The following is a 26,632-nucleotide window of genomic DNA, read 5'->3' as shown; positions in this document are numbered from 1 at the left end:
ATTGAAACCTCTTGCTTTAAGAGGCTTCAATGTTGGCTTTTACAGCTTCGTTAATTTCATCCATATCAAAATAGTTGTTCACAATAACAATTTTTGCTTTATGCCCTTGTAAGCTTTCTGCTAGTTCATTACTTGTAATGATATAATCGGCATTCATGCTGGAAGCAGTCGATACGTCTGTATGTTCCACATCCGCACGTATCCCCATGTCCCCAAGCGCCTGCTCAACGTTCATTTTCAAAATTAAGCTTGTACCTTGTCCTAAACCACATACTGTTAATATTTTCATTTTGTTATCTCTCCATTCCAATTGTTTTTTGAATTTCATCTATTGTCGTTGCTTGTAATAACTGTTCAATATTCTGCGGGTCATTTAGTAAAGACGTTAATTTTCGCAGCAATGATAAATGCTCAGCGCTGGAAGCAGCACCTAAACCAAATACTAGACGTACTGGATCATTAATAGCATGCCCAAACGATATCGGTTCCTTTAGCTGCACTAACGAAACAGCCGCTTCATTCACCCCATCTTCCGGTCTTGCATGCGGAATCGCGATTTGAGGAGCTAAAACAAAATAAGGACCGTTTTTTTTATATGCCTGTTTCATTGCTTCAATATAGGATGGTTGAATCAACTGATCTTTTAGGAGTAATTGACCAGCAGCATCTATCGCTTCCTCTGCATCATTTACTTCTACATTCAGCTGTATTATAGTTTCTTCTAAAAATTTCATAATATGCAAACACCTGTCTTTCTATCTGTTATGCTAATATGCTTTGCGAATACTTTGTAATTAATTCATAAATAATAGAAATGTCATCTGCCTCCATCACAAGATGCTTATTATTCTTTTCCGAAAACAATTTCGTTAATTGTGCTAACGCCTTTAAATGCTGTTCATTGTCTTCAGAGGCTAGTACAACAATAATGGAAACATCTTTCCCTAATAAATCAACGGGTTGTTGCAAGCAAAGCATGCTAAGCCCTGTTTGATAAACATCCTCAGATGGGCCGGCATGTGGCAAAGCAAATTGATCAGAAATAACGATGTAAGGACCATTTTCGTAAATTGCTTCCAGCATTTTATCTATATACCCCCGCTTGATATATCCTTCATCCAGCAATGGTTGTGCAGCGAGTCTAATCGCTTGTTGCCATGTAGAGATACTTTCTTGTAATTGAACACGATGCATGGGCAATAACTGTTGCAGATTCTCTTTCTTAGATCTGCTAATTGCTTGTTGCGGAGTATATAGAAACCTTCTTATTTCTTTACGTAAAGCTTCCTCATCTTTAATAGAAGCATACCGCTGAACAATGTCTAGCAACGAGTCGACAGAGTATTCTTTTCGAGTACCTACACCAAACATGCTATTTACATTTTTCAACAACTGCTCCTTCTCATCATTATTTAATACAGGACTAACAACAAAGACAGGTACTCCTCGATCAGGCAGCGGAATCGTAGAAACGATGAAATCAACAACTAAATCCATTTGCTGATATTCTCTTAACGAAGAAACCCCATGAATTTTCACATTGGAAAAAAGCGTTAATAATTGGCTTTCTAGAAGTTTAGATGTTCCTAAACCATTTGTGCAAACAATTAATAATTTCTTTGGTTTTTCTTCAAGGATAACTCCTTCTCTCCGAAGCCATCCGCCAAAATGAGTAGCGATAAATGCAATCTCATTATCATCTACTGTTTGCTCAATAAGTGCCTCAAAATGCTTCATCACTTGTTTTGTAATATGAAACACTTCCGGATACGTTTGTTTGACAGAGTCACGTAACGTATTCTCCAGTTTTATTCCATATTTAATCCGATAATAAGCAGGCTTTAAGTGCAACAGTAAGTTTTCCATAATTTGTTCCGGTTCGTCAAATTCTACGGCAGCATACAATTGAAAATCAGTAACCATTTTTTCCACAACATCAATCAATGATTGCATCACACTGTTTTCTTTATATGGCGTTAAATCATAATTCACTTTGGCACTAAGCAAATATTTAGCAAAGTAGTAGCTTTCTTCTTTTTTATCAACTGCGTTTGTAATGTTTGCAAACAAATGCTGGCATAATCTTTTTACTCCTAAATATATTTCCGTTGTTTCTATTATTTCCTTCTCGATGGGGTCCACTTGTACAGTAGCTCCTTGCTCCATTCGTTTAATAAAGCAATGAAACCAAAGTACTAAACTGTTTAACACATCATCAATAATTTCAATATTAAATTGCTTCTCATATTCAGCCAGAAGATGATGGATGTGATGAAGTGCTTTCACATCGAATATCGAATACGTTTGTGGCAGATCTGCTCCATTTACATGCGGCTGATCTAACAAGCTGTACCAATTATCCGTTGGCGTGACAATAGAAAGATACTGGGTAATTGTTTTTCTAACATCCATTTCTTTTCCTAGTATATGGTACCCTTTCTTTCTATCGGCATACATTTCTAATTGATCAAACTCTATTTCTTTTTTTATCGTTTTTATATCTTCCAGTACAGTATTTCTGCTTACTTGAAAAAAATTTTGTAAATCTTCAAGAAAGTAAGGCTTTGAACTACATGCGATATGCAAGAAAGTCCACGCTCTGCGTTCTTCTTTTGTATATTCATAATAATGATCTTGGACAAGTACATAAGTCTTTTTCAATGTTTGTTTTGTACTTTCATCCAAGTAGAAACCTTCTGTCCTAACTTGTTTCACACTATCTAAGCCTTGCTCCTTAAGCCAGTCATTAATCCTGCCTATGTCATTGTAAATCGATCTTCTCGAAACACGAAATGCTTTCGAAAGCTGCGTACTGGAAAGATAACCGTCTTGCTCGACTAACATTTTTAATATTGCCATACTACGTTGATTCATGATTTTCCACCTGCCATCTAAGGAAGTAGTAGTATGTCTTAATTTAATTATAAGCAAACATCTTTATTCACATAAGACCAAATTCATCACAGAAGTTTGTGCAACAATTGGACGGACAAGGCATTAATCTCGAAAAGCAAAAAAATCTGCACAAACTGTTCCAAAAGACTCATGAAGGCAATAAAGTGAACCCTTCATCACCGGTTTTTTCAATTCTCACGGATGATTAGATAAAGTGAGACTTCTATAGTAGGGTTTTTCATTCATCCCCTACTGATCGTTAGTACCGTAATGGTATGACCTCAAGGCCGCTTACGAAATAAGCATTTAGGTGCTGTTATCTCCAACTTATTCTTATCGCAGTACAGATTATCCAAATTCTTACAGCACCTTATATGCGGGATAAATAAAACCGACATTCGACTTGTAGTCGGCCCCGCCTAGCTTACCTCGCAGCATGGAAGGGTAGCTCCTATTGCCAGTTAATGCGAGATAAAATAGTGAACATCGACGATTTCTCTGTGAACTTCGTGCAACCTCGCTGGAAACTCTGACATTTAGTCGTGAACTCAATTCAGTCTTGCTGAAAACTCAGGAATATGACCAAGTTTAACCTTTTTCAGATAAAAGAAGCGAAATATGATAAAATGGCTCCCGATATAGGTAACATGACTATTTTCTGATGGGAAAATTTTGTTTGCATCAGTCCAAAGCAATACATAACTTATCTGAATTGGTTATGCGTTAACCAAAAGGCTCTGCAACATTTAATCAATTAGCTGCTGAATAGTTAAACACAAAAAGCAAGCTTATAATCTTTGGTGATAATAAGCTTGCCGTTTTAAACTGATGTTAAGGTCTAAACTTCAGTTACACTAGTTATATCAATATTAATTTAAAAATTTCACACAAACTACTTCTGGAACTTCTACGACAGAGTCCAATTGTGTTAACTTTCCAGTCTGCTGATCACGTGCAAATAAAACTAAATTACCACTGTGCTGATTAGAAGCAACAATAAATGACTCACTAGGATCTAACACAAAATCACGCGGCCATTCCCCACCTGTAGACGTAAACTCTACAAAGGTTAGCTTATCGGTTTTAGGATCAACCTCAAATAGCGCAATGCTATTATGTCCTCGATTTCCAGTGTAAACAAACTTTCCATCTGAAGATATATGAATTGCACTAGCATCGTTCGTATCTGTAAAATCTGCTGGTTTCGCTAGAATGGTCTGCTTTTCAGTGAAGCTTCCTGTTTCCGCATGATAGTCTATAACAATGACTTCAGAGCTTAATTCCGTAAGTAAATATGCTGTTTTTCCATTTGGATGAAATACAATATGACGTGGACCACTTCCTAGTTTTAACGTTAGCGTTTGATGACGCTCAAGTTGATTGCCTGCGATTCGGTAGGTTACCAGTTCATCCGTCCCTAAATCACAAACGACCACATAGTTACGCTCCGGCGTAAATCCGGCGAAATGGACATGTGACTTTTCTTGACGCTCATGTGGACCACTACCGGAATGTTGGATAAACGATTCAGCTACTAATGTTTCCTCAGCTGTAAAAGAGTATAGCCCCACCTCTCCTTTATGATAATTTCCAGTTACTAACTTACCTTTATAAAAAGACAAATGACAAGGAGACTTCCCTTCCGTTAGTTGTTCATCTAACTTCGTTAACTTTCCTGTTTTAGGATCAATTTTATACGCTTGTACTCCACCGGATTCCCCATCTTGTGCAATGGAGAACAAATAACGCTTATCATCACTTATGGTTACATAAGTAGGACTCCCTACTTCTGCAGCAACTTCCACTGCAGTTAATTTTTGTGATTGTGGATCTAATTCAAAACGGTAGACCCCCTTGCTTGTTTTCCGAGTGTATGTTCCTGCATAGCCAACATAATTAATTGTCATGGTGATACCTTCCTTTTTAAAAGATATATATACCTAAAGTCTAAGCGTAAATCTATAAAAAGTAAAACACGAAACCAGGAAAACTATATGTCATGTCTGAGCTCGTTTTTCTTCGTCTTAACTTGTTAGTGAAACAGGCTAAGTTCTACGTAGGACAATTATAGCAAACTATATCAAATACGAGGGAGTTAAGTAAGTTGCCGGCTCCATTTTATGAACGATTCCTATTATTCTTTTATAAAATAAATCTTAAATAAGTTAGGTTTTCCAATTACGCCCATTGACTGACACAAAGGTATGAACAAATCGGGTATTTGACTACAGTTAAATCTTCCACTAACTTCTTAGGTTTTATCTTTTACTATTAAAGTGCAAGCTTTACTTCTAATTAGGTGTAAGATAGATTTACAACCAATCTGGATCCCCAATTTGCCAATTGATTCATTACTCCTTTATTTGATATACTTTTTAATAAAGGAGGTAAATTGAATGAAAATAAAATCAATTATATTCATGATGTTAATTTTACTATTTGCGCTAGTTGCATGTAGTAATGATGATACAGAAAGTAAAAATGTAGAAGAAAATGGTAACAACACTGATATTAAACAATTAGTAGCTGATTATAGCACGGATAAAAAAGAAGCTGATTCTGCTTCTATTACAGGCAAAGAACTGATTGTAAGTACATCTGGAGAAAAAGAAAAAACATACGAGCTACCGAAAGATGAATTTTTCGTATCTATCGCTCCGTTTGTTGATCAAACACACCCTTGTACATTCCATAGTCTAACAGGCTGCCAAGGAGAAATGGTAGAAAAAGAATTCGACGTATATATTGAAGATGAGGACGGGAATGTAATTGTAGATAAAAAGGTAAAATCGCTGGCAAATGGATTCATTGATTTGTGGGTTCCGAGAGACAAAAAATATGATATAACTATTGAGCATGATGGTAAGAAAGTCCAATCTGAATTTTCAACATTCGCAGAAGACCCAACTTGTCTCACCAATATGCAGTTAACGTAATATATAGATTGGTGGGGGAAGTTAATTGCTTTCAAAAACTGTGATCCTATGTTCAGTTATAATATTGGAACGATTGGAACTGTTTAGCAATAAGTTATTGAACTATAAGAAAGAGGCGGGGACATAAGCAAATACTATATAGCAAAAGCCGAACAATTAATTTATCATTGTTTGGCTTATTTGCATTAAAAAATTTCTATCACCGCTATGTCAAAATACTTCGCTTCTACGGGCGCGGCCTTAGCTTCCTCGGAAAGCAAAAACCGCTTTCCTGCGGGATCTTCAGCTCGCACTGTTCTCACAGGAGACTACATATTTTGACTACGCTAAAACTTGCGTATACACAATTATCGATTTCTTGTTTTTTTAATCAGCTGCTTTAGTTATGTCCCATCGTCTTTATCTACCTTTTTCTAAATGAGTACCTACTGGAAATAGGAGTACTAAACCATCAAGCAATTAATGATGATATAAAGTGAATCTTCCATCAGTAGGGGTTTTCATTCATCCCCCACGGCTTGTTAGTACCGTAATGGTATGACAAAAAGGCCGCTTAGGAAATAGGGCATTTAGGTGCGGTTATCTCCCACTTAGTCTTGTTGCAGTACACAGATTATCCAATTCCTAAAGTGAGAGTCTTACAGCACTTTATATACGGGATTAAATAGAAAGCAAAGTCTATTAAAAACATCACTGTACTAGTATACGAAAGTAATTGCTTATTCTTAAATAACAGCTTGTAAACATTCTTTGCAATTTTACCTACAAGCGTTTTTGCAAGGTCTAAGCAAATAACGCTACTTTTCAACCTTACTATCCAAACTGAATATTGAAGCCCTTGCATAGATAGTAAAAATCTGCTATAGTACAGACAACCGAATATATTCCTGTTTCAATATTCTGTTGAAACAAGGATAGAGGCGCGATGTTCAAGAGTACACTATTAGAGGATAATGAGGTCCTTAGAAAATAGTGAAAAGGGGACCTCGCCGAAGTTGTGGAAAACTCATTGCTTCTACAGCTGGTTCTGCTATTGAAAAAGTACAGAACTGTCATATAGGTGACTATATGGAGGGCTATCTGACGCATGAAGCTAATAAATGTTTCAAGCAGCAGCGATTTGCCGTCGTTGCTGCTTTTTTGCGGAGAAATCTAGTGGCCTTCCCACCTACACTATCATGTAAACAAAGGGTGTGAAGTAATGAATTTTGGCCAAGTTGTTACTGCTATGGTGACTCCATTTGACATTGAAGAAAATATTGACTTTCGTGCTGTGGAAAAACTCGTAAACTATTTAATTGAAAATGGTTCAGATAGCTTAGTCGTTGCCGGTACGACCGGAGAGTCTCCAACACTCTCCAATGAAGAAAAAATTACCTTATTTAAACATGTCGTTGAAATTTCTAATGGAAGAGCAAAAGTAATTGCTGGAACAGGTTCCAATAGTACAACAGCTTCTATGGAATTGACTAAACAAGCGGAGACAGCCGGTGTTGACGCAATTATGCTTGTTACACCATACTACAACAAGCCGTCTCAAGAAGGTATTTTTCAACATTTCTCAACTATTGCCAGTGCAACCAGTTTACCGATTATGCTTTATAACGTACCTGGTAGAACAGCAACAAATATAGAGGCAGATACTATTATTCGTCTGTCACAATTACCGAATATCGTCTCAGTCAAGGAAGCTAGTGGTGATTTGGATCAAATGACAACCATCATCCACAACACTCCCGACAATTTTAGCTTATATTCTGGAGACGACAGTTTAACACTGCCTGCTCTTGCCATCGGAGCAGATGGGGTCGTTTCGGTAGCTTCGCATATTGTAGGTAATCAAATGCGGGACATGATACAACATTTTAGAAGCGGAGACGTCACTACTAGTGCAAAACTACATCAAAAATTACTCCCGATTATGAAAGCCATGTTTGCTCAGCCAAGTCCCGCTCCAGTTAAAAGCGCCTTAAATCTACTAGATGTGGCTGTTGGCGGTGTGCGAATGCCGATGCAGCCGTTAACGGAAAACGAAGTGGAAATGCTAAAGCAGAAGCTTCATGCTAGTGGTATTTTGAAGGCTGGAAACGGAACATAGTTAGCATACGAAATTTTCTTGAAGGCAGCTATACTATAGGTAGATGACTAGATATGGAGTCCATATTACATGGATAAAGAAATGGGGTAACTCTTCTAAAAGTGCCTCATTTCTTTTTTTCATACACTACATATTAAAATTCAGCTTCAAGATAAAGTGCATTTTGAGCAGTAGAGATTTTATTATTTCCCACTCATTGTTTGATGAACAAAATTAAACTTTGACTTGCAGTTTTACTCTCAAGCTTTCCTCCTGTGTTCATTTCGTAAGATGGAAATCGAGGTCACAATTAAAATACATAGAGCCTCTATTTAGTAAATGAATGCAGTATATTCCCTGCATCAAGCTGGTACTGCCCCCCTTCTAATTCAGAAAAATTTCTCTTTTCGCTACCCATATACTGACTTTGTGAACATTTTGTTACATTATTGTAAAATCAGACAAAAAAGTGTCGGAATTTGTAAATTTAAAGTACAATAGTTGCGGAGTCAGTTTTGTAAAAAAATTTTTTTTGGGGGAGAACAACATTATGAAAGCAGCAGTATGGTATGGACAAAAAGACATTCGCGTAGAAGAAAGAGAACTAAAACCTTTAAAAGACACAGAAGTTAAAGTAAAGGTTGCATGGGCTGGTCTATGTGGCAGTGACTTACATGAATACGCAGAAGGTCCAGTTTTTATTCCAACAGAAAAAGAGGATGAGTTAGCTGGCGGTATTGCTCCACTAATAATGGGACATGAATTTGCTGGTGTTGTTGAAGAAGTTGGTGCAAAGGTAACAAACGTTAAACCTGGTGATCGCGTTGCTATCAATCCAACGATTACACATGGCAATAAATCAGAAGATCTTGATCCATACGACGGATTTTCTTTTGTAGGTTTGCATAGAGATGGTGGTTTTACTTCTTTTGCAAATGTACCAGAAAACAACGTCTACTTATTACCAGAGCCATTAACTTTACAAGACGGCGCTTTAGTTGAACCTACTGCAGTTGCAGTACAGGCTGTAAAAGAAGCTGAATTAGAATTTGGTGACACCGTTGCGGTATTTGGAGCTGGTCCAATTGGTTTATTAACTATCTTAGCAGCAAGAGCAGCTGGAGCAAGTAAAATTATCGCACTTGACTTATCTGAAACACGTTTGAAAAAAGCGAAAGAAGTTGGAGCAACACATGTTATTAACTCAGGAGAAACAGATCCAGTAAAAGCTGTTTTTGATATTGTTCCTGAAGGGGTTAATGCTTCATTCGAGGTTGCTGGTGTAGCGCCTACTTTCAAACAATCCATCGAAGTTACCAAACCTCGTGGTATGATGGTAATTGTGTCTATTTTTGCTAGACCAATTGAATGGAATCCTATGCAACTAACTGAGAAAGGTGTAAAAGTTACTTCTTCTATTGCATATACACCAACATCGTTCCAGCAAACCATCGACTTAATGGCTGGCGGCCAATTAAAGCCACAATCCATTATTACTGGACAAATTCAGCTGGATGACATTGTAGATAAAGGTTTTGAATTATTATCTTCTGACAAATCACAAGCTAAAATCTTAATTGAGCTAAGTGGCGAAAAATAAGCAATAATCGTATATAGATTCTTAAACCATAACAGCACTTAGTGGTTAACCTAACTGCTATTGTTTAGAGTACACATATTAACAACGTAAAATTTAAAGGTATTCCTTTTATTAGATAATTGAACGAACGCTTGTAATAAAATGAACAAGGTCTTGCCAGAAAATACTAATTGGCAACACCTTGTTTTTTGTACTGCCGTTTCATTTTATAAGAGGCTTCCTATTGATAGCAATAGAAGCTATCACCACCATACAAATCCTAAACTAATTTACCTCTAACTTTTTGCTGGCAACGGTACCAATCCTATTAGCTGAAGAGAATGCAGAATACATATTTCTATTTTTCATACCAGTTTGGAACGGTCTTTGTGAAAAAGTCATGATCTTCCAAAACGTTCATAGAATACGAACGCATCCGCTTAAAGATTCCCATTTTCTTTCCCCATACAAGTGCAGACACGAGGTGCATAGCACTGTACAAAGTGTACAATTCCCAAAAGCTTTCGTAAAGCTTCGTATTCCGATGATACCCATCAACCATACCTTTCGTAAATGGAATACTGATCCGGCTTGAAAAGGAGCCAAGTTTTTGTAAATCATGAGTCGGACCTCCCCAATCCATCCTTTGGAAATCTATTATTTCAGAAAATCGTCGATTATGGATTAATAAATTTGCTGGATGAAAATCATCATGCTGAAATAGCATTGATTTTCCAAAAAACAACCCTGTGTTAAATTGTGAACAAAGGCGCAAGCGCCCGTTCAGCAACGTAGCGAATGGAACGAATCAACTAAAGATTTAGGAATCATGTCACTAAAAACTGGGGTATGCCGACGCCTGAGCGGCAAGCCCGTTTTTAGTCGGCCTTCCCCTTAGCGACGAACCGATGAGGCCTTATCGTAGGGCGCATTTCTATAGTCGCATCGTTGCTGGGCGCTGAAGCCGGACGTGGCTATTCAGTTATTCCCTTATCCAAAGCAACAAATTTTATACTTTCTTATTCTTTGAAAAAGAGCAAAACTTCAATCATCTGGGAATATATTATTCCGTATTTAAGATACTGTAAGACTCCCATTTCAGAAGTTGGATCAATTTTACTATACCAAATCTAAGCGAAGATAAACGTACCTAAATGCCCTCTTTCGTAAACCGCCTTGAAGTCTTACTATTACGTACTAGCCCTGGGAAATAAATGCCCCCATGACGGGAGCTTCACTTTATCGCCGAATGGTTTGTTGAACAGCAATGAATATGTACTGGTTGTTTACCTCCCACCTACATTCTGATTCTCATCCCAAAGGTGAAGAAGAGTAGAACCCACACCAGTTACATACGGATACACAAAAGAATATTTTAGTTATTATTTCATTCTTTCTTCAAAAATTGCCACTTAAACACCTAAAGTCGAACATTATTAAAAAAACACTGAATATCATTCGATATTGACGAACATTAAACATAGTGATAAGATGGATTCGTGTTTTTTCGACATAATTATTATTAATTATTGCTACGGGAGGTTTCCAAATGCAATTTAAACGACAATATGCAACTATCAAACAAATTGCTGAAGATATTTATTATCACCCTGAACTGGGATATAAAGAAAGGCGTACAAGAAGTCAAGTGATGGCTTATTTAAAACAAATAAATCCGAACATTAAATTTGACGATTTTAGCATCACCGGTTTTACCACGAGCTTAGGAAATAAACAAGCTCAAGATTTACATGTCGCTTTTATTGCTGAACTAGATGCTGTTTATGCACCTACGCATATGTATGCTGATGAACTTACAGGGGCTGCGCATAACTGCGGTCACTATACCCAGATAGGTATTGCACTAGCGCTGTACCAATATCTTTTTACAACGGAAGCCTACAAAGAATTAGCTTATAAACTGACGTTCGTATTTGTGCCTGCGGAAGAATACTTAGATTTAAATTATCGTGCTGAATTATTAAAAAAAGGTCAAATCAGTCATTATGGTGGAAAACCCGAGGCTATGAGCTTAGGCGTATTTGACGATATTGATGTTGGTATTTGCGTACATGCAATTGGTGGAGAATTTTCTAAACGGACGATAGAAATAAACTGTGATTTAGCTGGCTTTCTATATAAGAAGTATGCCTTTGAAGGCAAAGCAACACATGCAGGTTTTGATCCATTTTCTTCTAAAAATGCTTATAATATGTCAACGCTTTTTAATACTGCGATTGGATTAAGCCGCCAACAATTAAAAGAATCAGAACATGTGCGAATCAATCCAATCGTTATGGAATCTGATATGTCTACAAATGTCGTTCCAAACCATATCATTGTAGGAACAGATTTACGAACCAAGTCTGTTGCTTATTTAAAAGAAACAGCTAGCAAATTAGATGATGCGGCGAAGGGAAGTGCCTTAGCTTTACAGGGAAATGTAACGATAGATACACAGATGGGTTATTTACCATTTATACAAGATAGGTATTTATCCACATTTGTCGAAGCTGCGTTTCATGAGAACAATGAAATTGACGAGCTGTTGAATGACAATTTCATTAGCGCTGCAGGTGATATAGGAGATCTTTCCTTTATGATGCCATGCATTCAAATTGGCTATAGCGGCTTTACTGGAACTATTCATGGAGATGACTTTATTGATGTTGATCCAACATTTATCTACGAGGTGTTTCCAAGGTTTTTAGTCCAAGTACTTCAACAAATGAACGGAAATATCGATAAAGCAAAGTTATATAAACGTAGCTATACAGCTTATCGTGAATTAATTGATTCCATTGTACAAAATAAAATGAATCTATCATAGGAATGAGGCAGCGCATGAACAAAAATTTGCTTTACTTACTCGTTTTTGCATTATTCATTATTACTATTTCAGAATTTATCGGCTTTCAAGCTATACCAATAGGCTCATTTACTATCGGATTACTTCCTTTAGTTTTTGCCATTTTATTAACCATGTTTTTAGGTCTTAAAGTATTCCGTAAAGGGATTTGGAAAAAAGTATACAGCGATAATAATATTCATTTTGCTGGGAAATATCTCATTTTCATTATGCTGCCGTTAATGGCTAGATACGGTGCCGATGTCGCTCCACAAATTAGAGAAATCCTGCAAATTGGCTGGGTATTTATCATTCAAGAGCTGGGGAATTTAGGAACTGTATTCCTTGGATTGCCAATCGCACTTTTATTAGGCTTACGACGTGAAGCAATTGGTGCTACATTAGGAATCGGCCGTGAAGGAGAGCTTGCGTACATTTCTGAAAAATATACACTTGAATCCAAAGAAGGAAGAGGCGTTCTATCCATTTATATAATTGGGACATTATTTGGAGCTATCTTTTTCAGTGTGTTTGCACCGATCTTACTTGATTTAGGGATACGAGTAGAAGCACTAGCCATGGCATCAGGTGTTGGTTCAGGTAGTATGATGAGTGCTGCTTCTGCAACATTAGTAGCTCGAATTCCGGAGCTGGAAAGCACGATCCTAGCATATGCCTCTGCAAGCCAACTACTAACCAGTTTTCTTGGTACATTCACAATGGTGTTTTTGGCTGCTCCGATTCAAGCATTTATGTATAAGAAACTGGTTCGAGGTGACAACAAATGAGTATACAACTAAACAAATATGTAAAATACGGTTTGATCCTTCTGTTAAGTGTGGCATTAATTTTGTTTACAATGGAAATAAAATTAATGAAAAACCCTGGCTCTACACCTATTACATCCATGACATTTGTTGGACTTGGAGTATTATGGCTCTTCTCCATGATCGGAATTGTAATTTCAGATTTAATGCAAAAATCCCCGGTGAAAATCATTCGCGATTTTCCTATCTTGGGCTGGGTATCGATTACTTCTCTTATTTTATGTTTAATATGCGATTTTTTTGTGCAAGCCATCCAAGCAGTTGACTTTCTATCGATTACAACACCTATATTAACCTTTGCAGGTATTTCTGTAGCTAACCGTCTCGTTGATTTACGAAACACGTCATGGAAAGTTGCGATTGTAGCTATCTTTGTCTTTACAGGCACATATGCAGGCAGTGCTTTACTGGCACAAATTGGATTGTTTTTATCAGGAAATTAATTCATAACGAGGGGATTTTTCACAATGTCATTTTCAAAGGGAGGTGCTTGTAGAAGCAGCTTCCTTTGAATGAAAAAGAATTAAGCTACGGCTAATTTAAGCACCATTGGCTTGATCTAGTAGACATAAAAACCCCGTATCACTTTAGCGAGTATAATACGGGGCTAGTAACATTTTATTTACAACCATTATAAAGCTAGGTGCTTCAACATTCCTTTAACATCTGATCTAGCATCAACACTATTCCCACTTCAATAGTTTAGTAGCTTACTTTCCCTCATTCCCTTTTGTTGCTAACTGTTTTTTAACTTCCTCCCGCAACGCTGTTTTTAAAAATTTCCCCACAGATGTTTTTGGCAGCTCATCCATAAATAAAATAGTATCCGGTAACCACCATTTGGCAAATTGCGGTTGCAAAAATTTACATATATCTTCCTGCTTCACTATCGCTTTATATTCTTCCTTAAGCACCACACAGGCAACAGGACGTTCTTGCCATTTAACATGAGGAACAGACACAACGGCAGCCTCGTATACTGCTTCATGAGCCATTAATGCATTTTCCAAATCGACAGATGAAATCCACTCACCGCCACTTTTGATTAAATCTTTTGTTCGATCCACAATCTTTACAAAACCTTCCTCGTCAATAGTTACAACATCTCCTGTGTATAACCATCCATCTCTAAATGATCCTTCACTTCGTTCATCTTTATAGTAGGAATCTGCAATCCAAGGACCTCGTATTAACAGCTCTCCCATTTCCTCCCCATCGTTTTTAATGTTTCCATTTTCATTTACTGCTTTAATTTCAACACCAGGAACTGCCATTCCTTGCTTTGATTTCACCTCTAATCGCTCTGCTTCAGGAAGTTGTTTTTGGTAACTCTTTAACCGGGAAAACAAAGCTAACGGTGTTGTTTCAGTCATTCCGTAGGCGTGAAAAAACGGAATGCCATATTTACTTTCGAACGCCTGGATCATTCCCTTTGGCGCTGCAGCGCCGCCACATAGTATTCCTCGCAAACTATCGAGCTGATATTTTTTTTGCTCTAATTCTTTTAATAAACCCAGCCAAATAGTCGGTACACCTGCTGAGATGGTCACATTTTCTGTTTCCATTAATGCCGCTAAAATAGCCGGTGTTGGAAATGGACCAGGCAGCACTTGTTTCGCTCCAGTCCAAGTCGCAGCGTGCGGCATCCCCCAAGCATTGGCATGAAACATAGGCACAACTGGCATCGAAACATCAGATTCAGACACAGCAGAAGTGTCAGCTAAACTTAAAGCCATGGCATGCAGAACAAGTCCTCGATGAGAATAGATAACTCCCTTAGGCTTACCTGTTGTCCCTGATGTATAGCATAACCCAGCTGCGTCTTCTTCGCCCATATCCTTAACGAACGGAAACGTGGTATCAGCCCCTTCCATAAGCTGTTCATAATTTAACAGAGTCTGTAGCTTGGACGAAGGGACATCTATTTCATCTGACATAACAATAATTGTTTGTACAGTACGAAGCTGATCCGCTATATTTTCAATGGCGGGTAGCAGTTCTTCATCGACGAGAATTATTTTATCTTCGGCATGATTGATAATGTATGCAAGATGCTCCGCTGATAAGCGAATATTAATCGTGTGCAGAATCGCACCGATAGACGGAATAGCAAAATAAGCTTCCAAATGCCGATGGTGATTCCAAGCAAAGGTTCCAACACGATCTCCTTTCTGTATCCCTAATCTTTCTAATGCATGAGCTAAAGCTCGCACTCTTTCACCAATCTCTTGATATGTTAAACGATGAATACGATTTGCTGACCGCGACACGATTTCCTTTTTGGGGAAGTAACTTTCCGACCGTTCTATTAAAGACGTTATTAATAATGGGCTATTCATCATACCGATTCACTCCTTCTTGAAATAATCCTTTAATCATTAGGACAATGCTTCTCTGAGCCGATATTTCAAAATTTTCCCAGATGCATTTCTAGGAATAGCATTTTCAACAATAATTTCTGTTGGTACTTTATAGCTTGCAAGACGCTCGCAACAAAATAATTTTAGCGCTTCCACATCTAGATTTCTCCCTTTTTTTCCCACAACAATTGCAACTACTTTTTCACACCAGATTTCATCTGGCAGTCCAATCACTGCTGCTTCTAAAATATCGGGATGCTGATAAAGAGCTTGTTCTACCTCCGTAGAATAAATATTTTCACCACCAGATATGATCATATCTTTTTTCCGATCGACTAACGTAATATAACCATCCTCATCAACGATAGCTAAATCACCGGTATAGAGCCAGCCATCGCGGAGCGTTTGTCTTGTTTCTTCGGGATTTTTATAGTATTCCTTCATTACCATTTCACTTTTAATAATAAATTCACCTGTTTCAAAAGGAGCAACATCTTCCCCACGTTCATTTACAACTCTCACTTCCGTGCAAAGCATTGCCTTTCCACCTGCACCCATTTTTGTTTTATGTTCATCTGGCAGTAACAAGACTCCGCCTGGCCCCGCTTCGGTTAAACCACACATATTGAAAAATTGCTCATGCCGAAATAATTTCATCACTTGTTGTAATAAAGCTGTTGGCATAGGAGCAGCGCCGTATCCGCATCGTTTAACAGATGATAGATCATATTTTTCGTAATTTGGAACCTGAAGCAAAAAGTTATACATCGTTGGAACAGCAAAGAAAAGGGTTATTTTATGTTGCTCCATTGCTTGTAAGACATGGACGGGGTGAAAATCTTGTTGAATGACTTGCGTAGAGCCTAATAGAGTACCTGTTATCATAAATAAATTTAACTGTGCAGAGTGAAATAACGGTGCCACATGCAGTAAGTTGTCTTCCGGGCCCATTTTCATCATAATTGCGGAGGTAAATGCAACATAAAGAATGCGATGATGGTCAAATAATGCACCTTTTGGGTTACCTGTTGTGCCAGATGTGTATAATATTTCTGCAACGTCTGATTCTAAAACTTCAACAAAGGGTTCTGATACATTGTCATTGCTAATTGCATTCATTGTTAACTGGTTCTTCTCTATCTTATTACCAGCGCAAACCTGTAGTTTAATATTTTTATTATTTTCTGTTACTTGGCTGACCAATGAGGTGTATGGTTCATCAAAAAACAGCACTGACGCATCTGAGCCCTCTAAAATATATCGAACTTCTGCGGTTGCTAAACGAAAATTAATCGGAACAGTAATAGCGCCTACTTTCATAATTGCGTAAAAAACGATCACGAATTGATCCGAATTTTTCATCAAAATAGCAATTTTTTCACCTTTCTTTATTTGACTAGCTACTAAACCATTGGCGAGTTGGTTTACTTTTTGATTCAACTGCTTATACGTGTAGGACTTCTCTCCAAAAATAACCGCCTTTTTTTCCGGAATTTGCCGAGCATTTCTCGCTAACGTCATTCCTAAATTCAACTCTATCACTCCCGTTAAGATCATTTTTCTCCCAATTTAACCAATCCTCACCTTAATCTACCTTAAAAAGCTTTGTACTTACACATGAAGCTTTTCATAGTAGGTTTGAAGTAATAAATTAGTTGGGCTATCTGAGCTAGATATCAACTCTAGTCCTTATCTAAAACTAGAGCTAGGCGAGTTTATTTATAAGCAGTAATCCTCATATGCAATGAACTAAATAATTGTACATGAGAAAATGTTATTTTATGGATCAATCAAAAATCTATAAACAGTCCAGTTAAATTTTGCTAAAACTAATTTAGCTTATCCAACTCCTGAAGTGGGTGTCTTACAGCCCCTTATATACGGGACAAATAAACAAGCTGAGATCCTTTTCCTTAGGGGAACAAATGGAGCATTGGACTTGCAGTAAACCATTAGTCTCCCTTCGATAGTTCATCATCTACTGTCGAATTAGAAGTCAATTTCGAAACAAATGCTTCTGTATGTTCACCATGCTTGGGAGCCAAAGAGTGAATCCTTCCAGGAGTTTTAGAAAGCTTAATTGGTATGCCAATTTGGTTTACTATACCTAAAGTTGGATGGGGAAGAGAGAGAATCATATTCCGAGCTTTTACTTGCGGGTCATCCACTACTTCTGAGAAGTTTCGAACTGGAGTGACACAAGCTTCTACGCATTCAAATAATTCCAACCATTCTGTTAATGTTTTTTGCTGAATAACAGTCTGAATGACATATTTCATCCGATGTTGTTCTTGTAAGGTGGCATGTTGTTGTGAAATAAGCTCTTTTCTACCAATTGTCTCACAAAATGCTTGCCAAAATTTATGCTCCAACGCACCAACCGCTAACCAACGACTATCTTGAGTTTCATATACGTTATAGCAAGCAAACGCCCCGTTCAATTGGTGGGCACCTCGCTCTTGTAATTGGTTTGTAGCTAAATAATTCGGTAAGGTTGCTTGCAGCCAAGCAATAACACCGTCCATCATGGAAATATCGATTAATTGTCCTTTCCCAGAAGACTCTCTTTCCCATAAGGAAAGCAAGATGCCTAAAGCTGCGGGATACGCTCCACCGCCTATATCCGCAATTTGAGTGGCTGGTATAATTGGTTTCCCACCCTGTTCGCCCATAAGATGCAATAATCCAGCATAGCTAAGGTAATTAATATCATGTCCTGCCTCTTGCGCATATGGTCCAGTTTGACCATACCCTGTAATCGAACAATAAATAATGCGGGGATTGATAGTTTTTAAAATTTCATAGTCCACGCCGAGTTTTTTCATAACGCCAGGTCGAAAGGATTCCAGTACAACATCAGCACTCTCCACCATTTGTAAAAAGCTTGCCTTGTCCTTTTCTAATTTCAAGTTCAAACAAACGCTCTTTTTATTCCGATTTAACGCATGAAATATAGCACTATCTTCATCTAGTAAAGGCGTATACCTTCGCGCATAATCTCCCATTTCCTTATCTTCAATTTTAATGACGTCTGCTCCAAAATCCGCAAGCAGCATAGAACAATAAGGACCCGGTAACAAACGGGTCAAATCAAGCACCCGGATTGATGTAAGGGGCAAACTACCACCTCCGTTTTAAAATTTAGTCAATTAAAAAAATATATATGCTAAAAGCATGGTTTCACAGTTTTTTTACGGCAACCGTTCAATAATTGTGGCATTTGCCATTCCATGTCCTTCACACATCGTTTGCAATCCATAACGTCCGCCCGTTCGCTCTAGTTCGTACAGCATCGTAGTCATTAACCGCGCGCCACTAGCTCCAAGCGGATGCCCAAGAGCAATTGCTCCACCATTTGGATTTAGTCGGTCAGGGTCTGCTCCTGTTTCTTGCAGCCAAGCTAAGGGGACAGAAGCAAACGCTTCATTCACTTCAAAAACATCGATATCGGAAATGGATAATCGAGCGGTACGTAATACTTTCTCAGTAGCTGGTATTGGACCTGTCAACATCAGTGTCGGGTCAGAGCCAACCACTGTACGGGCTATTACTCGGAACCTCGGCTTCAAACCCAATTCATCTGCCTTGGCACGTGACATTAATAAAATCGCTGCTGCGCCGTCACTTATTTGACTGGAATTTCCTGCAGTAATTTTCCCTCCTTCTTGAAACGCAGCCTTTAACTCTTTCAATTTATCCAAACTCGTTTGTTCTCTAGGACCTTCATCCTGACTGAACAGCATCTGCGAACCATCTGAATGGCTCACTTCTAATGCCATGGTTTCCACTGTAAAATAGCCTGATTGCATCGCTGCAATTGCTTTTTCATGACTTGCAAGCGAAAACTCATCCAACTGCTGACGACTGAATCCCCACTTATCTGCAATTCGCTCTGCTGATATACCTTGATTAATCATCTCATATTTAGCTGCTAAATTTTCATTAACCGTAACCCCTTTCATATTTGAGCCCATCGGTACACGAGTCATATGCTCAACGCCACCAGCTATCACCACATCCATATCTCCGCTAATAATTGCTTGCGAGGCGAAATGTACCGCCTGCTGACTCGATCCACATTGACGATCGATCGTTGTCCCAGGAACCTCTACAGGAAAATCAGCAATTAATGCAGCTTGCCTAGCAATATCAAAGGCTTGTTCCCCCACTTGGGAAACACATCCATAGATCACATCTTCTACAAGTGCAGGAGAGATACCTGTTCGTTTAATTAATTCTTGCAAAGGTAATGCAGCTAAATCTTCTGCACGCATAGCTGACAACATTCCATTTTTTCTTCCTACCGGTGTTCTTACCGCTTCTATAATTACCGCTTCACGCAATATGGATCACCCTTTCATGATAAATATATGTCAGTATCATATATGCTTATTCGATTAGTAAATCAACTAAAACTTATTAACGAGCATCTTCCTCCGTGAATCAAAAATGTAGATGGTTGTCTCGCCCACCTAAACATTTGCCAACCCCCTTTAAAATAAACCTACACAACTCACTTATGGAGAATAAATACACCAAAAATGGGGGCCTTTTCAAAATGTGAAATAAACTTTTCTGGCTATTTCCTAAAAGCTCCTTTCCACTAAACCAATATTTTTCGCAATAATCATTTTCATAATTTCATTTGAACCCGCATAAATGGAGGATACTGCAACATCCCGATAACGTCGCGCAATTTCAAATTCTTCCATATAACCATATCCTCCGTGTAGCTGCATACATATTGCAGCTACTTTTTTTACTAAATCGGTCGTCCACCACTTTGCCATCGACACTTCCGTTACAATCTGTTCCCCTGCCATATGTTTTTCAATTAAACGGTCAACAAACACATTACCAATTTGCCATTCCGTATACAGCTCTGCGATTTGGAATTGTGTATTTTGGAATTCACTAATCCTTCTTCCAAACGCTTTTCGCTGCTTCACATAATCGCTTGTTAAATCGATCATTTCCTTTGCAGCAGTAATACTCTGCATACTAACGATTAGTCGTTCTTGTTGCAGCTTTTCCATTAAATAATAAAATCCCTTTCCTTCCTCCCCAAGTAGATTTTCAGCCGGTAGGCGTGCATCCTCAAAAATTAATTCACATGTGTCATTAGCATGCTGACCAATCTTCTTTAGTTTTTTCCCTTTTCGAAAACCAGGGGTTCCAGTTTCTGCGACAATTAAACTAATCCCCTTATGAGCAGGTTTCGCATATGGGTCAGTTTTACAAACGACAATTACTACATCTGCCGTATAGCCATTCGTTATAAAGGTTTTCTCTCCATTTACAATATAAGAGTCTCCGTCCCTTATTGCAGTAGTTTTGATTCCAGCTAAGTCTGACCCAGCTTCAGGCTCAGTCATGGCAATGGCAGAAATAATCTCACCTTTAACTGCTCCTGGCAGCCACCTCCTTTTTTGTGACTCTGTTCCATACGTTTCGATATAGGGCATTACAATATCATTATGTAGCCCTAGTCCAACCATCGCAGTACCGATTCGTTCAAATTCTTCATTTAACACAACCGCATAGCCAAAGTCCGTTTCGAGACCACCGTAGTCTTCTTTAGCCCATGAGCAGAGATAGCCTTGTTCTCCCGCCTTTTGCCAAAATGAGCGTGGAATTTGCTGATTTTCTTCCCAGTCTGCAAAATAAGGTGCTGCTTCTTTTTCTAAAAATTTTCTTAACGACTGTCGAAATATAGCATGTTCTTCCTGTAAAAAAGTTCTTTTCATCCAATAACCTCCTCCTATTTGCAGCTTTAAAAAGTAATTATCATTTCGGTTGCATTCGAATCGCACCATCTAACCTTATGGTTTCTCCATTTAGCATTGGGTTCTCAATAATACTTTGAGCCAGCTGAGCATACTCTTTCGGGTAACCTAGCCTTGATGGAAACGGTGTCATTTCGCCTAATGCTTCCCTCGCCTCTTCCGGTAATGAAGCAAATAGTGGAGTTGCGAACAATCCGGGGGCAATCGTCATAACACGAATTCCCAATGACGATAGGTCTCTAGCGATAGGAAGTGTCATTCCAACTATTCCTCCTTTAGAAGCACTGTATGCCGCTTGACCGATTTGCCCCTCAAATGCAGCTACTGAAGCTGTGTTAATAATCACGCCTCGTTCGTTATTTTCATTCGGTATATTTTCAGCCATTTTATGCGCAGTAAGGCGAAGGGCATTAAATGTCCCAATGAGATTTACATTAACCACGTTTTTAAACGTTGTTAAATCATGCACACCTCTTTTACCAACTGTCTTTTCCGCAACCCCAATTCCTGCACAATTAACCAGTATATTAACTTGTTCAAATTGATCCATTGTGCTTTCTAAAGCAGTCTGTACACTCGCTTCATTGGTTACATCAACGTGATAAAATGCTACTTGGCTGCCAAGCTCTTCAGCTAATGCAGTGCCATTTTTTCTTGCCACATCAAAAATAGCTACCATCCCTCCTTCTGCCACAATCTGTCTTACTGTAGCTTCACCAAGACCAGATGCACCACCAGTAACAACCGCTGCCCCATTTGCTATTTCCATTTATTCTCCTCCTGTTTTTATTAAAATTCGCTGCAAATATACAGCGATATCCTCTGCTAGTTCATTCCTGCTTTTTTGACCATCTTCTGCATACCATTGCGTTACCCAGTTCATGGCACCTAAAATAATATTTCGCACAACCTTCACATCTGCTGCATGAAAGACATTTGCCTCTATACCTTCTGTAATCATTTGATCAAAAAATTCCCCATACGTATCTCTTAGCTTAAAAATAACTGCTAATTGTTCTGAAGAAAATTTTTGTTCAGGTTTTAGCATCAGTTCGAACCCTGATCGCTCTTCCAATATGTATTCAATATGAGCAATAATCGACTTTTTCAATTTTTCCTCCACAGGAATCTGCTGTTGTTTAATCTCCTGTATTTGCTGTAGGCTTCGGTTTAATAACATGATTTGACTCTGGTAAAGCAACTCCTGCTTATCCTTAAAATAGTAATATACCGTACCCTTTGTCATTAATAGATTTGTAGCAATTTCCTCCATTGTAGTTCCGTGGTACCCTTTTTCAGATAGAACATGAATAGCCATACGAATTATTTCTTCTTTTTTTTCCGCTATTTTCCTTTCTTTTAAAGACATAACGACTCACTTCCTTCTTCGCCTTATTCATTATTCTAATTATTCTTATTTTAACTGTCAAGTTAATTTTCTAAATTTTTAAATGTTTTTAATAAAGTGCATCTTTAATCAGCGGAGGGGGTTCATTCATCCCCCACAGCTTGTTAGTATCATAATCGTTGACCTAAAGACCGCTTACAAAATAGAGCAGTTCGTGATGCTGTTATCTGCCACTTAGACTTGTTGCAGTACAGATTATCCTACTCCTGAAGTGGGAGGTTTACAGCAACTTATATATGGAATAAAAGTGAAATAGTTATTGTGTAAACAATCTACGAAGAAATCGCCCCTTTTACTTATTTTTAGTCTTTAGCAAATGAGGCGGCAAATGCTAACTCTGCTCAAGAACAAAAAAGTGAGTTTAACTCAAGTCGCTAAAAAATGAATGCATGGCACAATTTTACCTACACGTATCAGTAGCTACGGATATATAAATTCAAAATTCTTTTTGAAATTTTTTAGTTCCACGCACCATTCTATTGTCGATAGTGGTATAATCATACTGATTTCAGTATTAGGATTCACAACGATGAGGTGGTAACAGATGAATATAAACCTAGCTGACAAAATGAAACATTTTCAAACATCTATTTTTAATGAACTTTCTAGTTATAAAAGGGAGAAAATGAGTGAAGGTGTGGATATGATTGATCTTAGTGTGGGAAGCCCTGATCTTCCCCCAGCTCAATTTGTAATAGACGAATTGACAAAACAGGTGCAAGATCCTAAACAATATGGTTATACATTGACCGGTACAGATGAGTTACACCAAGCGATCGCCACATTTTATGACAGCCAATACAACGTACCTGTTGAAGCAAAGCAAGAAGCACTTATGGTAATGGGATCTCAAGACGGTCTTGTCCATTTGCCCATGGTGTTAACTAATCCCGGGGATACCATACTTTTACCTGACCCAGGCTATACAGCATATCATACAGGAATTGCATTAGCTGAAGCAGAGCCTTATTTCATGCCTCTAAAAGAAGAAAATCATTTTCTTCCAGATCTCGATGCTATTCCAAGAGAAATACTGCAGAAATCTAAAATGATGATCCTTAATTTCCCGGGAAACCCTGTACCTGCTGTAGCCACGAAAGAATTTTTCGAAAAAGTAGTTACAGTTGCTAAAAAATATAACATTGCGGTTCTTCATGATTTTGCATATTCCGAGCTTTATTATGACGAGAAGCCAATTAGCTTCCTTTCTATCGAAGGAGCGAAAGAAGTTGGGGTAGAGTTTAATTCCTTCTCTAAGAGCTTTAATTTAGCAGGATGCAGAATAGGGTATATTGTAGGAAATGAAGCTATCGTTGATGGACTAAAGCAGTTAAAATCTAATCTGGATTTTGGAGTTTTTTTGCCCATTCAAAAAACAGCAATTCGTGCATTAGAAAATGCTACTGAATTCACACAGACATTAAGATCCATCTATAAAGCACGTAGAGATCTGTTAGTTTCAGGCCTTCATAAAGCTGGGTGGGAAGTTGCTTCCCCAAAAGCCTCCATGTTTATTTGGGCAAAAGTGCCGGAATCATATACCTCTACTGAATTCACCTATCAATTAATGGATGAAGCAGGAATTGTCGTAGTTCCTGGGAATGCCTTTGGTCCTGCAGGAGAAGGTTACGTTCGGATCGGTTTAGTCCAGCCAGAAGAAGTGCTGGAAAAAGCTGTACAAAGGTTACAAAACAGCAATTTATTTGCAGTAAAAACAAATAGTAGCTTTGTTTAATCATTGTGTTTATGACGACGAATCTGAAGAATGAATCTTTCTCTATATTGCTGTTCAATACGTCACTTTTTGTACATCGTTTCAGATGAGCTACTCTGATCTACTCAAAAAAAGAGTGTACCAATAAATTAGGTATAACTATTGAATGTAAGAATAAAGCTTTAATCAATACACTTATAAAGAGAAACAGTGGGGCTTTCATGCATTGCTGATTGTTTGTACCGTAATGGTATGACCTAAAAGCTCGCTAACGAAATAGGGCATTTAGGTGCAGCTATCTCCCACTCAAACTTGTTTGCGGTTCAGATGATCCAACTCTTAAAGTGGGGACTTACAGCAGCTATATGCGGGATAAAGAAAAGCGAAAACGTTATTTGGTACTTCTAATCTCCGCTCATAACCAATGAATGCCATATTATACAAATTATACTTTACGAACATGTTAAAGATACTATATGCTTAATGTAGTGTACGTTTAAATTTCATGAGATAGAGCCTTTACAGTTAACAAAGGATTAATAGCGAATATTATTCATGGGTTGAGGTGGGCGAATGTGCTAAGAGCATTATCAATCATTTTAATAGTGTCTGGGATAGCTATTCTTGGTTATGGCGGATTTCAATTATATAACTCAAAAGCATTGGAAAATGAACGGATGGATGAAGCGGAATCGTTTGTTTCTAATAAAGTAATATCGGAAGTAGAAGATGTCGAAAAATTTAATTATGATGAAATCAAAAAAGGGGATACAATCGGGGTCTTATCCATTCCAAAACTAGACAGAGAGATCCCTATTATTGAAGGTGCGGATGAAGAAGAGCTTGCTCAAGGCGTAGGACATTATACTGGTACAGGTTTCCCTGGAGAAAACAAACAAATCTTATTATCTGGTCATCGCGATACTGTTTTTAGAGAATTCGATAAATTACAAGACGGCGATGAGTTACATGTTAAAATGGAACACGGAACATTCATCTATACCATGCAAGATCATAAAATTGTTGCTGCAGATGATACAACTGTCATTGATCCAGATCGTAAAGACGAAGTGTTAACCGTATCAACTTGTTATCCGTTTTCCTATATTGGCGATGCTCCGGATCGTTATGTTATATATGCTTACCCTACGAAATAGTTCTTTATATCTAATTCAACTGCAATGTTTTTTAGAGTATTGCTGAATGGAGAGTATTTTAAAAACCATAATAAGATGTTTCTCGTGACATATACTCGAATCAGAAAACAACTGGCTCTGTTTTTCTTATTGGTGTCACTTTCTAGGAAATGCTTATGCCTAGTAAGCTTACCCGAAACAAGGGAAGGAAAGTTGTATAGGAAACGATAAAATGAGGTGCTTGTGGATAACGAAATAACCGACTAGTCACGTCCGGCGCATGAGCCCAGAAACTTGGCGACAAGCCAAGTTCTCTAACCGCTTTTGCAGCATTCTAGAAACGCGAAAACATACGATGATTAGTGGGTAGCATCATCCGTCGATGATACTACCCACTATCTTCCTTTCATCCCTTTTCCTATATAAGGTTAAATGGTTGCCAAAGCTTCCAAACGAAGTGATGTATTTGATTTATATTGACTTTTCTTCTGGCTTTCTTACAAAACACATAATTGCTGCTGCGAGATATAATAGCGATTGAAATAAAATACCTGATAACAAGAGCCAACCACTTAGAACTGCAGCGGCAATAAAAAATCCACCAGCAGTTTTAGGATTTCGTTTAATATTTAATACCCCGATTAACCCCAAAGTAAAACTGATAATACAGCCAATAATTGGTATCCAAATAAAAACAGAAAAAATTGATACAAAATCATCGAAAAAACCAAATTCAGCAGGATCAATTGTACCTTCAAACAAACCAACGCTGCTGTTTAGAATTAAAATTACTACGATTCCTAAAATGGCTAAAGCTCCATCCATGATGAATCCTACGATGCCTAATATTTTTTCGATTGTTCGATCCATTTTCAAATACCTCCCTATACCATTGATAAGTTTATACATACATTACGGAAGCGAACGCAAATCGTTTCACTTTTCTTTTAACATTCCTTGATAAAAACAAGACGCATTCTGTTTATTTTCCACCATTCTTTTGAATCATTTTCAAGCTCACGAAGTTATAGAAAATGACCTTTAAGTGCGTGTTCAAAAAGGTGAA

The 26,632-nt window shown here is 37.9% G+C and carries 21 protein-coding genes and 1 riboswitch; of the genes, 8 read left to right on the top strand and 13 right to left on the bottom strand.

Annotated features, from left to right (window positions below):
* Nucleotides 1–16 precede the first annotated feature (16 nt).
* The 4 genes from BKP57_RS16860 to BKP57_RS16845 all read right to left on the bottom strand — a co-directional run bounded on the left by BKP57_RS16860 (nt 17) and on the right by BKP57_RS16845 (nt 4,802).
* Nucleotides 17–289 carry a PTS sugar transporter subunit IIB gene (locus BKP57_RS16860; RefSeq protein ID WP_050352096.1) on the bottom strand — a complete coding sequence of 91 codons (273 nt, stop codon included), beginning with the start codon at nt 287–289 and terminating at the stop codon, nt 17–19.
* 4 nt (nt 290–293) lie between these two features.
* Nucleotides 294–734, bottom strand: a complete 441-nt coding sequence (locus tag BKP57_RS16855) for a PTS sugar transporter subunit IIA (RefSeq protein WP_050352095.1) — start codon at nt 732–734, stop codon at nt 294–296.
* 28 nt (nt 735–762) lie between these two features.
* Complete coding sequence (locus tag BKP57_RS16850; protein ID WP_050352094.1) at nt 763–2,874, bottom strand: BglG family transcription antiterminator; 2,112 nt, start codon at nt 2,872–2,874, stop codon at nt 763–765.
* An 890-nt stretch (nt 2,875–3,764) separates the two neighbouring features.
* Nucleotides 3,765–4,802: a lactonase family protein gene (locus BKP57_RS16845; protein WP_072742042.1), complete on the bottom strand. Its 1,038-nt coding sequence runs from the start codon at nt 4,800–4,802 to the stop codon at nt 3,765–3,767.
* A 489-nt stretch (nt 4,803–5,291) separates the two neighbouring features.
* Between BKP57_RS16845 and BKP57_RS16840 the strand changes: the two genes are divergently transcribed.
* From BKP57_RS16840 to BKP57_RS16825, 3 genes are all read left to right on the top strand, one after another.
* Nucleotides 5,292–5,831, top strand: a complete 540-nt coding sequence (locus BKP57_RS16840; protein WP_050352092.1) for a CueP family metal-binding protein — start codon at nt 5,292–5,294, stop codon at nt 5,829–5,831.
* Between the two features lie 907 nt (nt 5,832–6,738).
* A riboswitch (Lysine riboswitch) is annotated at nt 6,739–6,918 on the top strand.
* 114 nt (nt 6,919–7,032) lie between these two features.
* The gene (dapA, locus tag BKP57_RS16830) at nt 7,033–7,929 is read left to right on the top strand and encodes a 4-hydroxy-tetrahydrodipicolinate synthase (protein ID WP_050352090.1); all 897 of its coding nucleotides are present in this window, start codon (nt 7,033–7,035) and stop codon (nt 7,927–7,929) included.
* 529 nt (nt 7,930–8,458) lie between these two features.
* Nucleotides 8,459–9,508, top strand: a complete 1,050-nt coding sequence (locus BKP57_RS16825) for a 2,3-butanediol dehydrogenase (protein WP_050352089.1) — start codon at nt 8,459–8,461, stop codon at nt 9,506–9,508.
* Between the two features lie 337 nt (nt 9,509–9,845).
* Here BKP57_RS16825 and BKP57_RS16820 read toward each other — a convergent pair whose 3' ends face one another.
* Nucleotides 9,846–10,214 carry a phosphotransferase gene (locus BKP57_RS16820; protein WP_050352088.1) on the bottom strand — a complete coding sequence of 123 codons (369 nt, stop codon included), beginning with the start codon at nt 10,212–10,214 and terminating at the stop codon, nt 9,846–9,848.
* 822 nt (nt 10,215–11,036) lie between these two features.
* Between BKP57_RS16820 and BKP57_RS16815 the strand changes: the two genes are divergently transcribed.
* The 3 genes from BKP57_RS16815 to BKP57_RS16805 are packed head-to-tail and all read left to right on the top strand — an operon-like array spanning nt 11,037 to nt 13,605.
* On the top strand, nt 11,037–12,317 hold the full coding sequence (locus tag BKP57_RS16815) for a M20/M25/M40 family metallo-hydrolase (protein ID WP_050352087.1): 1,281 nt from the start codon (nt 11,037–11,039) through the stop codon (nt 12,315–12,317).
* A gap of 14 nt (nt 12,318–12,331) precedes the next feature.
* On the top strand, nt 12,332–13,123 hold the full coding sequence (locus BKP57_RS16810) for a DUF3100 domain-containing protein (protein WP_050352086.1): 792 nt from the start codon (nt 12,332–12,334) through the stop codon (nt 13,121–13,123).
* Complete coding sequence (locus BKP57_RS16805; protein WP_050352085.1) at nt 13,120–13,605, top strand: hypothetical protein; 486 nt, start codon at nt 13,120–13,122, stop codon at nt 13,603–13,605. The genes BKP57_RS16810 and BKP57_RS16805 overlap by 4 nt, the downstream gene beginning before the upstream one ends.
* A gap of 267 nt (nt 13,606–13,872) precedes the next feature.
* On the opposite strand, the gene BKP57_RS16800 is transcribed toward BKP57_RS16805, so the two are convergent.
* The 7 genes from BKP57_RS16800 to BKP57_RS16770 form a co-directional block, all read right to left on the bottom strand.
* The gene (locus tag BKP57_RS16800) at nt 13,873–15,504 is read right to left on the bottom strand and encodes a long-chain fatty acid--CoA ligase (RefSeq protein ID WP_072742041.1); all 1,632 of its coding nucleotides are present in this window, start codon (nt 15,502–15,504) and stop codon (nt 13,873–13,875) included.
* 36 nt (nt 15,505–15,540) lie between these two features.
* Nucleotides 15,541–17,064 (bottom strand): class I adenylate-forming enzyme family protein, encoded by a 1,524-nt coding sequence (locus BKP57_RS16795; protein WP_311998316.1) that lies wholly within the window; start codon nt 17,062–17,064, stop codon nt 15,541–15,543.
* A 410-nt stretch (nt 17,065–17,474) separates the two neighbouring features.
* The gene (locus tag BKP57_RS16790; protein WP_050352083.1) at nt 17,475–18,641 is read right to left on the bottom strand and encodes a CaiB/BaiF CoA transferase family protein; all 1,167 of its coding nucleotides are present in this window, start codon (nt 18,639–18,641) and stop codon (nt 17,475–17,477) included.
* Between the two features lie 72 nt (nt 18,642–18,713).
* On the bottom strand, nt 18,714–19,865 hold the full coding sequence (locus tag BKP57_RS16785; RefSeq protein WP_050352082.1) for a thiolase family protein: 1,152 nt from the start codon (nt 19,863–19,865) through the stop codon (nt 18,714–18,716).
* A 243-nt stretch (nt 19,866–20,108) separates the two neighbouring features.
* A complete protein-coding gene (locus BKP57_RS16780) occupies nt 20,109–21,269 on the bottom strand; it encodes an acyl-CoA dehydrogenase family protein (RefSeq protein WP_050352081.1) in 1,161 nt (386 codons plus the stop codon).
* A gap of 40 nt (nt 21,270–21,309) precedes the next feature.
* Nucleotides 21,310–22,077 (bottom strand): 3-hydroxyacyl-CoA dehydrogenase, encoded by a 768-nt coding sequence (locus BKP57_RS16775; protein ID WP_072742040.1) that lies wholly within the window; start codon nt 22,075–22,077, stop codon nt 21,310–21,312.
* Complete coding sequence (locus tag BKP57_RS16770) at nt 22,078–22,677, bottom strand: TetR/AcrR family transcriptional regulator (protein WP_050352079.1); 600 nt, start codon at nt 22,675–22,677, stop codon at nt 22,078–22,080. It abuts the gene before it with no gap.
* 583 nt (nt 22,678–23,260) lie between these two features.
* Between BKP57_RS16770 and BKP57_RS16765 the strand changes: the two genes are divergently transcribed.
* Both BKP57_RS16765 and BKP57_RS16760 read left to right on the top strand, forming a co-directional pair.
* Nucleotides 23,261–24,451 (top strand): LL-diaminopimelate aminotransferase, encoded by a 1,191-nt coding sequence (locus BKP57_RS16765; protein ID WP_072742039.1) that lies wholly within the window; start codon nt 23,261–23,263, stop codon nt 24,449–24,451.
* A 554-nt stretch (nt 24,452–25,005) separates the two neighbouring features.
* Complete coding sequence (locus BKP57_RS16760; RefSeq protein ID WP_072742038.1) at nt 25,006–25,587, top strand: class D sortase; 582 nt, start codon at nt 25,006–25,008, stop codon at nt 25,585–25,587.
* Between the two features lie 450 nt (nt 25,588–26,037).
* On the opposite strand, the gene BKP57_RS16755 is transcribed toward BKP57_RS16760, so the two are convergent.
* Nucleotides 26,038–26,436, bottom strand: a complete 399-nt coding sequence (locus BKP57_RS16755; protein WP_050352076.1) for a DUF4064 domain-containing protein — start codon at nt 26,434–26,436, stop codon at nt 26,038–26,040.
* Between the last annotated feature and the right edge of the window lie 196 nt (nt 26,437–26,632).

It is taken from the genome of Virgibacillus sp. 6R (assembly GCF_001895305.1).
Lineage (GTDB): Bacteria > Bacillota > Bacilli > Bacillales > Amphibacillaceae > Virgibacillus > Virgibacillus pantothenticus.
Note: the sequence above shows the minus strand (reverse complement) of the source record. Positions and strands in the feature narration are given on the sequence as shown.

Excerpts from the sequence above, each read along its gene's own strand:
- BKP57_RS16860 (WP_050352096.1), bottom strand. The coding sequence starts at position 289 with ATGAAAATATTAACAGTATGTGGTTTAGGACAAGGTACAAGCTTAATT.
- BKP57_RS16855 (WP_050352095.1), bottom strand. The coding sequence starts at position 734 with ATGAAATTTTTAGAAGAAACTATAATACAGCTGAATGTAGAAGTAAAT.
- BKP57_RS16850 (WP_050352094.1), bottom strand. The coding sequence starts at position 2,874 with ATGAATCAACGTAGTATGGCAATATTAAAAATGTTAGTCGAGCAAGAC.
- BKP57_RS16845 (WP_072742042.1), bottom strand. The coding sequence starts at position 4,802 with ATGACAATTAATTATGTTGGCTATGCAGGAACATACACTCGGAAAACA.
- BKP57_RS16840 (WP_050352092.1), top strand. The coding sequence starts at position 5,292 with ATGAAAATAAAATCAATTATATTCATGATGTTAATTTTACTATTTGCG.
- dapA (WP_050352090.1), top strand. The coding sequence starts at position 7,033 with ATGAATTTTGGCCAAGTTGTTACTGCTATGGTGACTCCATTTGACATT.
- BKP57_RS16825 (WP_050352089.1), top strand. The coding sequence starts at position 8,459 with ATGAAAGCAGCAGTATGGTATGGACAAAAAGACATTCGCGTAGAAGAA.
- BKP57_RS16820 (WP_050352088.1), bottom strand. The coding sequence starts at position 10,214 with ATGCTATTTCAGCATGATGATTTTCATCCAGCAAATTTATTAATCCAT.
- BKP57_RS16815 (WP_050352087.1), top strand. The coding sequence starts at position 11,037 with ATGCAATTTAAACGACAATATGCAACTATCAAACAAATTGCTGAAGAT.
- BKP57_RS16810 (WP_050352086.1), top strand. The coding sequence starts at position 12,332 with ATGAACAAAAATTTGCTTTACTTACTCGTTTTTGCATTATTCATTATT.
- BKP57_RS16805 (WP_050352085.1), top strand. The coding sequence starts at position 13,120 with ATGAGTATACAACTAAACAAATATGTAAAATACGGTTTGATCCTTCTG.
- BKP57_RS16800 (WP_072742041.1), bottom strand. The coding sequence starts at position 15,504 with ATGATGAATAGCCCATTATTAATAACGTCTTTAATAGAACGGTCGGAA.
- BKP57_RS16780 (WP_050352081.1), bottom strand. The coding sequence starts at position 21,269 with ATGAAAAGAACTTTTTTACAGGAAGAACATGCTATATTTCGACAGTCG.
- BKP57_RS16775 (WP_072742040.1), bottom strand. The coding sequence starts at position 22,077 with ATGGAAATAGCAAATGGGGCAGCGGTTGTTACTGGTGGTGCATCTGGT.
- BKP57_RS16770 (WP_050352079.1), bottom strand. The coding sequence starts at position 22,677 with ATGTCTTTAAAAGAAAGGAAAATAGCGGAAAAAAAAGAAGAAATAATT.
- BKP57_RS16765 (WP_072742039.1), top strand. The coding sequence starts at position 23,261 with ATGAATATAAACCTAGCTGACAAAATGAAACATTTTCAAACATCTATT.
- BKP57_RS16755 (WP_050352076.1), bottom strand. The coding sequence starts at position 26,436 with ATGGATCGAACAATCGAAAAAATATTAGGCATCGTAGGATTCATCATG.